The organism is Natronomonas sp., assembly GCF_046710025.1.
Taxonomy (GTDB): domain Archaea; phylum Halobacteriota; class Halobacteria; order Halobacteriales; family Haloarculaceae; genus Natronomonas.
Map to the genome: position 1 here is coordinate 1 of NZ_JBKEGK010000085.1, position 9,821 is coordinate 9,821.

A 9,821-nucleotide genomic window follows, 5' to 3' on the forward strand; every position below is an offset into this window, starting at 1 on the left:
GTGTCGACTCGTAGATCTCGACGCCTGAAGAGGCCCCGATCCGGGACGCTCCGGCCCGCACCATCTCGAGGGTCGTCTCGAAGTCCGAAATCCCGCCGGACGCTTTTATACTGGTGTCGGCGCTGACGCCATCTCGAATCGCCTCGATCTCCGCGCTGTCTGTCGGGCCATCGTAGCCGACGGCCGTCTTGACGAAGTCAGCCCCACCCTCCTCGACGAGTTCGGCGGCGTGCCGTATCCCGGAAGGCGACAGCGCCGGGGACTCGATGATGCACTTCAACGTTCTGTCGCCGACGGCATCGGCCACCGCTTCGACATCCTCGACGACCGCTTCGTGGTCGTCGTTCGCGAACGCCGTTCGGTTCATCACCATGTCGAACTCGTCGACGTGTTCGAGCAGCCCCTCGACTTCGTTCCGTTTCGCCGCCGAGTTCTGCACTCCGTACGGAAACCCGATGACTGCGACGACGGTTGCCCGGTCACCGAGTATCCGATCGGCGAGTTCGGCGTGATACGGGACCACGACGGCCGAGTGGAACCCGTAATCGAGAACCTCTTGACACAGATCGCGGACCTCGGCTTCGGTCGCGGTCGGATCGACGTTCGTGTGATCGATGAGAGAGGCGACGTCGGTCGGGTCGTCCAGCAGGGTATCTTCGAGTGACATACTCGCGTCTGATACCCGGCGGATAAATATATGCCCCTCAGACACCACAACAGGTATGTCCAAACAGTCGTCCCCGAAACAGGACCTCACTCGGCTCCGGGGGCTTCGTTCTCCAATCGGACCAGATCGTCGAACGTTTCTCGGCGTCTAGTTACGCGCTCGTCGTTGCCGTCGATGGCGACTTCGGCGGGTTTCGGCTGGGAGTGGAACTGGCTGGCGAGATTGATGCCGTACGCGCCGACGTTGCCGATTGCGAGCAGGTCGTTGGCATCCGGGCGCGGAATCGGCCGGTCGGTGCAGAACACGTCGGCGCTGGTGCACAGCGGGCCGCCGACGCTGGATTCGACCGGCTCCCGCTCGCCCCCGGTCACGTTCCGGATGTGGTGATACGAGTCGAACATGGCCGGCCGGACCAACGAGGTGAGCCCGGCGTCGACGCCGACGACCCGCGTCTCCGGGGCCTCCTTGATAGTATTGACCCGGGTGAGGAGCACCCCGGCGTCGGCGACCAGATAGCGGCCGGGTTCCAGCGCGATCGTCGCGTCTATGTCGGCGGTCGCCTCCCGGACCATCTCGGCGGCGGCCTCGATGTCGAGCGGCGGTTCCTCCGGTCGGTAGGGGACGCCGAAGCCGCCGCCGAGGTCGAGGAACTCAAGATCACCCACGCGCTCCGCGAGGTCGGCGACCCTCCGGAGCGCCCGCCGGTGGTCGTCAAGATCCTCGGAGAGGACGCCGCTGCCGACGTGGGCGTGGAGGCCGACGAACTCGAAACGCTCCCGGGCTGACTCGACGAGACCGGGAACCTCCTCGTAGGGAACGCCGAACTTCGCGTCCTTGCCGGTAGCAACCTTCTCGTGATGGCCGGTGCCGATCCCGGGGTTGACCCGCAACGCGAGGCGGCCGTCGAATCCGCGGGCCTCGAGTCGGTCGAGCGTCATCGCCGCACCCGCCGTGATCGTCAGTTCGGGGGCGTCATCGCAGATGTCGACCGCGTACTCGAGATCGCCGTCCGGCGGGTTGACGGCGGTGTACTGGAGGTCCGCCGGGGCGACGCCGGCCTCGAGTGCCCGATACAGTTCCCCTGCGGCGGCACACTCGATATCAGCGCCGGCGTCGTACAGTGTCCGAACGACCGCACGGCCGGTGTTGGCCTTGGCGGCGTACATGACGTGGGCGAACTCGAATGCCGACTCGAAGCGCGCGAAGTTCTCACGGATCCGGTCAAGATCAGTGACGTACAGCGGGGTACCGTGCTCGGCGGCGAGCCGTTCGAGACGGCCGCCGTCCCAGTCGGCGAGCCGCTTGACCGCCGCGGTGTCGACGAGGCTCATTAAAAACATACCCGGGACGGCCGATAACAAGGGTTCCGCTTTCGGACGGCTGCGTCCGCTGTCGCCCGGCGTTGTTTGCGGAGCGCCGTCTAGGCGGGTGCTATCCGTTCGAGGACGCGATCAGTGGTGTCACTCCGCCGCCCCGGATGTCCGGGGAGGTTGGGTCCCCCTCTGGCGCATCCGAGGCGTCGTCGGACGCGGTCGCGTCGTCGGATCCGAATCCGGTATCCGATCTGGGACCGGTGCCGAATTCGAACCTGGAATCGAGATCGGAGTCCGGGTCGCAACCGGCGTCAAAGCCCGAACGACGCCGCCAGTGAGCCGACCCCGTCGTCCTGTCAAGCCGTTGGTGAGTCGACATTGAAACTGCCCTCCGCGACCGCTTCCGTGCTCGGTTCGAGTTCCCGGGGCGGATCGATTAGATTCGCGCGGATAATCAACGCCGTGTTGAAGCAGGCGATCGCGGCCAACGCGAGCGGCCCGCCCGCGACGGCGATGGCAGCCGTCCCTTCGAGTGCGACGGTGACTGTCGCGAGCGCGATCCCGGCCGCGAACTGCAGACCGACAGCGACTATCGTCTCTCGCCAGCGCGAGTCGGTGATCGCAAAGCGGTCCATCATTCCTCAAAACAGCCGCCTGTGGAGCGCCGTATGAGAGGGTTTCAGCCCGCATCCGGGAGACTCAAACGGACCGGAACACGCGTATCGTGTCCCGTGCCGTCGGCTCGCGGATCAGTTGGGCGAATCCGAGGCCGGTGAAGACCGACTTCCAATCGCGGTGATACAGCGGGAACTCGTCGTCGACGTAGCTCACGGCCGCGTTCCCTCGGCCGCGGTCGGGGCTATTGCCCTCGTTTTCGGCGGTAATAAGCAGGTCGCCGGTGATCCGTGCGACCGCCTCGAATACCCACTCCTCGTCGGGGTGAATGTGCTGGAGTGTCTCGACGGAATAAACGACGTCGAACTCGCCATCCGGGATTTCGGGGAGAACGTCCTCGAGCGCGCCGGTCCGGAACGTCCCCGTCGCGGCGAGGCCGGGGTACGCCTCGGCCATCACCTCGAACGCCGCGTCGTTGATGTCGATACCGGTGAGGGTCCCGTATCCGTGTTCGCGGAGGTGTGCGAGGTGACGTCCCGATCCACACCCGAGCTCGAGAATCGCGGCATCGTCGTCGACGTAGTGCGGGAGGACGCTCACAAGCGTCTCGCTCACCTCGTTCGGCCCGATATCCGCGTAGTACGCTGGGGAATACGTCCCGTCGCGTTCGACCCAGTCTCGCCGGACATCGTCCGGGTCCATACGTGGGCGAAACACGCTCGAGCAAATAAGTGGCCGCATCCGCGGCGGCTGGCTACTTAAAGGGTCGCGAGGACGCCGACGCTCTCAAGTAACAGCCATCCGACGAACCCGCCGTAGAGGAGAAGCATCCCCCGCGCCTCGCGGTCGGTGATCGTCATGCCTGTCCGAGCGATAGTAAAGAGAATGATCGTGGAGACAACCAGAAAGGCCATCATCGGCACCGCGGCGGTGAACGAGACCGGCGTCGCACCGGCGAGGACGACGCCGGCCGGCACGGCAACCAATAGATCGAAGACGTTACTCCCGAGGACGTTCCCGAGCGAGACGGCCGGTTCATTGATTCGCGCCGCCGCGACACTTATAAGTGCATCGGGAAGACTCGTCGCCGCCGCGACGACGGTCAGCCCCCACAGGAACGAGGGCGTTCCGAAGGCGTCGCCGAGGCCGACAGCGGCGAAAACGAGTCCCTCTATGCCCGCGATGATAAGCCCGATTCCGCCGAGTAGGAGCACCCACTCGAGGAGTAGCCCGCGGCGATCCAACGAGACGCGTCCGACATCAGCATCGCTTACCTCGAGATACTGAATAAAGATGTACAGGCCATACAGCGCCAGAAGTGACAGCGCGAGCGGGCGCGTGATATTACCTTGGAGGCCGTCACCCGGCGTGGGGTAATAGATCACCGCGAGCGCGAAGACGAGAAACAGCGCGGCGACTGAGAGCATGTAGAACTGGGCCTCCTTATACACAACGTCACGGCCGGTGTCCAACGTCCCGTCGGATAGCAGCGCGGACAGCGCCGGGATGACAAGGATGTTGAACACCGCGGAGCCGACGATGACGCCGACGCCGAGTTCGAATTCGCCGTACCGGATCGTCGAAATAATGGTACTCGCGATTTCGGGGGCCGACGACCCGACGGCCGCGAGGATTGCTCCCTGGATGAGCCTCGGGAGCCCGTAGTGTTTTGCGAGCCGTCCGGAGGCGCGTTCGAGCGCCGAGGAGCCTCCCCAGACGACGATTGTGCCGACGAGGCCGATGGCAGCGAGCGTGGCGATCCCGGCCATCTCAGTTGAGAGTGACCTCGTCGTGGGCCGCATTCCGGAGCGCGTCCGATCGGCCGTGGGTTCCGGGGGCGACCGCAACGGTGTGAAGTCCGCGCTCGGCGGCAGTCTCGAGGACCGGCTTGAAATCGGTGTCTCGCGAGACAATAATCACGGTGTCGATCCGCCCGGCGACGGTGGCCTCGACGGCCTCAACGGCGAGTTTCACGTCCACGTCACCGCTCGTGGTCACGACCTCGAACCCGCGGGCCTCGGCCGCTTGGATCAGCGCGCTGCCGGCGTTCGCGTCGACGTAGACCCGCGACAGCGCGACCGTCCCCTCCTCTCGCGCCAGCGCCCGGAGGTCGTCAAGATCGACGTCGAACTCCGGGCGGAAGACGTTCGGGCCGTCGACGAAGATCCCGACCCGCGTCTCGCGGCCGAGAAGCCGCTCGAACAGTTTCATACGCCGTCTCGGGGGGCACCCGACAAATAAATACCCACTCGTGTCTCCGAGGTGTGGGTGCGACGCTCAACCGCCCGTGCCGGAGGGTCGTCGGAGCCGACAGCCCTACGTTTCCGACCGGAGACACGACACCCATGCGCTTCGAGATACCCGAGGACTGCCGGTACCTGGAGACCCACGAGTGGGCCCGCCGGAGGGGTGAGCACCTTCGGATCGGGGTCACGGATTTCGCACAGGACGAACTCGGCGACGTCGTCTTCATCGAACTCCCCGCGGTCGGCGACCGGATCGAGGCCGGCACCCCCTTCGGCGTCGTCGAGTCGATCAAGGCGGTGTCGGACCTCTACGCCCCGGTCTCGGGGGAGGTCACCGCGGTCAACGGCGATGTCGTCGACGCGCCCGACCGCCTCAACCAGGATCCCTTCGGAGAGGGGTGGCTTCTCGACATCGATCCGGCCGACGACTCGGGGTTCGACGATCTACTCTCTCCCGAAGAATACGAGGCGCAGATCGAGTAAGCGAACGCGGGACGGTTGCGTCGGTTAAAAATATAAAAACGCCGCGCTCAGTCGTCGGAGGCGACGTGTCCGGGCTGTTCGCCGTCGGCAGTCGGCGTCACCGATTCGGGGAGGTCGGTCCGGACGTCGGCCTCCTCTCGCTCCTCGATGATTTCGGCGTAGGCGTCGGGCATCACCTTGACGAACTTCCCGAGTTCTTCCTCCCAGTTCTCCAGGATGTACTCGCCGCGATCCGAGTCGGTGTGGGCGACGTGGTTCTCGACGAGCCGGCGGAGCATCGTCCGATCCTTGCGGTCCAATTCGTCGGTCGTCGAGACCATCCCGTAGTTGACCGTCTCCTCGAAGTCGCCGTCCCGGTCGAGGACGTAGGCGATACCACCAGACATCCCGGCTGCGAAGTTCTTGCCAGTCCGGCCGAGGCAGGCGACGACGCCGCCGGTCATGTACTCACAGCCGTGATCGCCGACGGATTCGACGACGGCCTTGACGCCGGAGTTTCTGACGCCGAAGCGCTCGCCCGCCATCCCGTTGATGTAGGCCTCGCCCTGGGTCGCCCCGTAGAGGGCGACGTTGCCGACAAGAATGTTCTCCTCCGGCTCGTAGGGCGCGTCGTTGGGCGTGTTGATCACCAACTTGCCGCCCGAGAGCCCCTTGCCGACGTAGTCGTTCGCGGTGCCGGTGAGCTCCATCGTGACGCCGTCCTGAAGGAACGCCCCGAAGCTCTGGCCGGCGGTGCCGCCAAAGTCGATTCGGACCGTGTCGTCGGCGAGGCCGTCGATGCCATGGCGCTTCGAGATCTCGTTCGAGAGCGTCGCGCCGACGGCGCGGTTGACCGTTGAGATGTCCCGATCGATGTACACCGGTTCGCCGGACTCGATCGCCGCCTCGGCCTCCTCGATGAGGTCCCAATCGAGGGCGTCTTCGATCTCGTGGGTCTGCGGCTCGGTCTTGTAGCGATTGTCTCCGGCCGGCTCCGCGAGGATCGCGGAGAGATCGAGCTTTCTGGCCTTCTCCTGTTCGACATCGTCGCGCTGTTCAAGCGCGTTGACACGGCCGATCATCTCCTCGACGCTCTTGAAGCCGAGATCAGCCATGATCTCCCGCAGTTCCTGGGCGATGAACGTCATGTAGTTGATGACGTGCTGTGGTTCGCCGGGGAACCGCTTGCGGAGGTCCTCGCGTTGGGTCGCGACGCCGACCGGGCAGGTGTTCTCGTGGCACTGCCGAGCCATCACACAACCCGAGGTGACGAGTGATGCCGTCCCGAAGATGTACTCCTCGGCGCCGAGGAGCGCGCCGACCGCCACGTCGTAACCGGTCTTCATACCGCCGTCGACGGTGACCTTGATCCGCGAGCGCAGATCCGTCGAACGGAGCATCTGGTTGGCTTCAGCGAGGCCGAGTTCCCACGGCAGGCCGGCGTTCTTAATCGAGGTTTTCGGCGACGCGCCCGTCCCCCCGGAGTGTCCGGAGATGTGGACAACGTCGGCGTTGGCCTTTGCGACGCCCGCTGCGATGGTGCCGATGCCGGCCTCCGAGACCAGCTTGACGTTGATATCCGCCTCGGGGTTGGCCGCCTTCAGATCGTGGATGAGCTGTTTGAGATCCTCGATGGAGTAGATGTCGTGTAGCGGCGGCGGCGAGATGAGACCGACGCCCGGCGTCGAGTACCGGACGTGAGCGATCATCTCGTTGACCTTCTTGCCGGGGAGGTGTCCGCCCTCGCCGGGCTTTGAGCCCTGGGCCATCTTTATTTGGATCTCGTCGGCGCTCGTCAGGTACGTCGATGTGACGCCGAAGCGACCCGACGCGACCTGCTTGACGCTGCATTCTTTTTCGGTGCCGAATCGCTCGGGCGGTTCGCCACCCTCGCCGGTGTTGGATTTCCCGCCCAGTCGGTTCATCGCTATGCAGTTGTTTTCATGGGCCTCCGGCGAGATGCTGCCCAGGCTCATCGCGGCCGTCGAGAACCGCTCGACGATCTCCTCGACAGGTTCGACGTCCTCGAGGTTGACCGGGTCGCGGTCCGAATCGAACTCGAGCAGCCCCCGGAGCGTCTGGAGGTGCTCGGTCTGATCGTTCATCTGCTCTGCGAACTCCAGATACTCCTCGTAGTCGCCGCTCCGGACCGCCTTCTGGAGCGTCCCCACGGACTCGGGGTTCCACTCGTGGAACATCCCCGAGGATCGGTGCTCGTACTCGCCCTGCAGTTCGAGTTCGGGATTGTCGGCGAATGCGACCTCGTATCGTTTCCGGAGGTCGGCCTCGATGTCGTCGATGTCGACGCCCTCGGTCCGGGCCGTCGTCCCCTCGAAGTACTGGGCGACGAAATCGGAATCGAGGCCGACGGCCTCGAAGATCTGTGCGCCTTGGTAGGATTCAACCGTCGAGATGCCCATCTTCGCCATCGTCTTGAGGAGGCCGTCCTCGACGGCTCCGATGTAGGCTTCGATCGCCCGCTCCTCGTCGGCCCCGTCCGGACCGGCGACGATGTCGGAGATCGACTGGTAGGCGAGATACGGGTTCACGGCGCCAGCGCCGTAGCCGATGCAGGTCGCAACGTGGTGGACCGCGCGCGGATCGCCCGACTCAAGCACGATGCCGACGTGATTTCGGAGGCCGTTTCTGACGAGGTGGTGGTGGACGCCACCGGTCGCGAGCAGCGCGGGGATGGGAATGGCGTTGGGGCCCGCGTTTCGGTCGGACAAGGTGATGATGTCGTGTTCCTGTGCCGCGATTGTCGCCTCCCGGCGAACGTCCCGAACGGCGGTCTCGAGGTCGTCCTCAGGATCGAACGTGATGTCGATGACGGCGGTGGAGAGGTCGCTGTCGAAGTTCTTGATCGCGGCCGTCTGTGCGTCGGTAAGTACCGGAGAGTCAGCGACCAACTGCTCGGCGTGCTCCGGCGTCTCGTCGAGAAGGTTCCGCTGGTACCCGAGCCGAGTTTCCATCGAGGTGACAAGTTCCTCGCGGATGTAGTCCAGCGGCGGGTTCGTGACCTGCGCGAAGAGTTGTTTGAAGTACGTGAACAGCGGCCGGTTGAACTGCGAGAGAACGCTGAGCGGTGTGTCGTCGCCCATCGACCCGACGGGGTCTTTTCCTTTCGTCGCCATCGGCTCGATGAGGTGGCTCATCTCGTCTTCCGTGTAGCCGTACAGCGCCTGCTGGGAGCGGATCGAGTCAACCGGGTCCCGGGGCGCGGCCTCTTCGGCGTCAGCGACGGCTTCAAGCGAGACTTGGCGTTCGTCCACCCACTCGCCGTACGTTTCATCGACGAGGTTGTCGAAGATCTCCTCGTCGGGGATGACGCGCCCCTCCTCGGGGTCGGCAACGAACAGTTGCCCTGGCTGAAGCCGGTCTCGGCGTTCGATCTCGCCGAAGTCATACTCAAGAGCGCCCGCCTCGCTGGCCATGACGAGCGTGTTGTCCGTCGTCACGTCGTAGCGACAGGGCCGAAGCCCGTTTCGGTCGAGAACGGCGCCGATCCGGTCGCCGTCGGTCGCGGCGACCAACGCCGGACCGTCCCAGGGTTCGACAAGGGAGGCGTGGTAGTCGTACCACTCGCGGCGATCCTCCGAGACCCGGTTGGCTTCGCCGCGCCAGGCCTCGGGGATCAACATCCGGAGGGCGTGCGGCATCTCCCGGTCGCCCGCCATCAGGAGTTCGAGGGCGTTGTCGACGGAGGCGGTGTCTGACTGCTCGGGATCGTTGATGATCGGCCGCAACGTTTCGATGTCGTCGCCGAAATCGGGGTGTTCGAGGTCGTCCTCGCGGGCCCGCATCCAGTTGATATTGCCCTGGATCGTGTTGAACTCGCCGTTGTGGATGATGTTGCGGTAGGGGTGTGAAAGGTGCCACGCACCGAGGGTGTTCGTCGAGAACCGGGCGTGAACCATCGCGAACGTCGAGCGAACGCGGTCGTCAAGCAGATCCGGGTAGTACGCCGACAACTGCTCGGCTGTCAGGAGGCCCTTGTAAACAACCGTTTCACGGTCGAGCGAACAAATATAGAAGCGGGCCGCGCCCTCGAAGGTGCGCTTTTCCACAGTCGTCTCGAGGTCGCGCCGGGCGACGTACAGCGCACGGTCGAAGGCGTCCTCGTCGAGATCGGAGCGAACGAAAAACTGGACAACGGCGGGTTCGGATTCGATCGCCGTCTCGCCGAGAAGGGCGTTGTCGGTCGGTACTTCCCGCCAGGCGAACACGTCGAGATCGTGTTCGGCGAGGACGTGTTCGGTGAGGTCTTGCAGACGTGCGATCGCTCTTTCCTCTGGGGGCATGAACACCGAGCCAACGGCGTACTCGCCGGCGTCGGGGAGGGACTCAATCTCGTCGTCAAAGAACTCGTGGGGCGTCTGTAGGAGGATGCCGGCGCCGTCGCCGGTGTTCTCGTCGGCCCCCGTTGTACCGCGGTGTTCGAGATTCTCGAGCAGTTCGATGCCATCGGCTACCGTGCCGTGGGACCGGTCACCGTCGAGGTCCATGACGACGCCGACC

General features: G+C 64.9%; 8 protein-coding genes. 1 reads left to right on the plus strand and 7 read right to left on the minus strand.

The features are described from left to right. The 6 genes from deoC to ACI944_RS07530 form a co-directional block, all read right to left on the minus strand. Positions 1 to 667: deoxyribose-phosphate aldolase (deoC, locus tag ACI944_RS07505; RefSeq protein ID WP_411718432.1), on the minus strand; the 667-nt coding region annotated here is incomplete at its 3' end. Between the two features lie 86 nt (positions 668 to 753). Next, positions 754 to 1,998: a diaminopimelate decarboxylase gene (gene lysA, locus ACI944_RS07510; RefSeq protein WP_411718433.1), complete on the minus strand. Its 1,245-nt coding sequence runs from the start codon at positions 1,996 to 1,998 to the stop codon at positions 754 to 756. Positions 1,999 to 2,336: 338 nt separating this feature from the next. After that, a complete protein-coding gene (locus ACI944_RS07515) occupies positions 2,337 to 2,618 on the minus strand; it encodes a hypothetical protein (protein WP_411718434.1) in 282 nt (93 codons plus the stop codon). A 61-nt stretch (positions 2,619 to 2,679) separates the two neighbouring features. Then, on the minus strand, positions 2,680 to 3,297 hold the full coding sequence (locus tag ACI944_RS07520; protein WP_411718435.1) for a class I SAM-dependent methyltransferase: 618 nt from the start codon (positions 3,295 to 3,297) through the stop codon (positions 2,680 to 2,682). Positions 3,298 to 3,353: 56 nt separating this feature from the next. Further along, complete coding sequence (locus ACI944_RS07525; RefSeq protein ID WP_411718436.1) at positions 3,354 to 4,364, minus strand: sodium:calcium antiporter; 1,011 nt, start codon at positions 4,362 to 4,364, stop codon at positions 3,354 to 3,356. Position 4,365: 1 nt separating this feature from the next. Next, positions 4,366 to 4,806 carry an NYN domain-containing protein gene (locus ACI944_RS07530; RefSeq protein ID WP_411718437.1) on the minus strand — a complete coding sequence of 147 codons (441 nt, stop codon included), beginning with the start codon at positions 4,804 to 4,806 and terminating at the stop codon, positions 4,366 to 4,368. A 134-nt stretch (positions 4,807 to 4,940) separates the two neighbouring features. Between ACI944_RS07530 and gcvH the strand changes: the two genes are divergently transcribed. Further along, a complete protein-coding gene (gcvH, locus tag ACI944_RS07535) occupies positions 4,941 to 5,324 on the plus strand; it encodes a glycine cleavage system protein GcvH (RefSeq protein ID WP_411718438.1) in 384 nt (127 codons plus the stop codon). A 47-nt stretch (positions 5,325 to 5,371) separates the two neighbouring features. On the opposite strand, the gene gltB is transcribed toward gcvH, so the two are convergent. Further along, on the minus strand, positions 5,372 to 9,821 hold a 4,450-nt coding region (gene gltB, locus ACI944_RS07540; RefSeq protein WP_411718439.1), incomplete at its 5' end, for a glutamate synthase large subunit.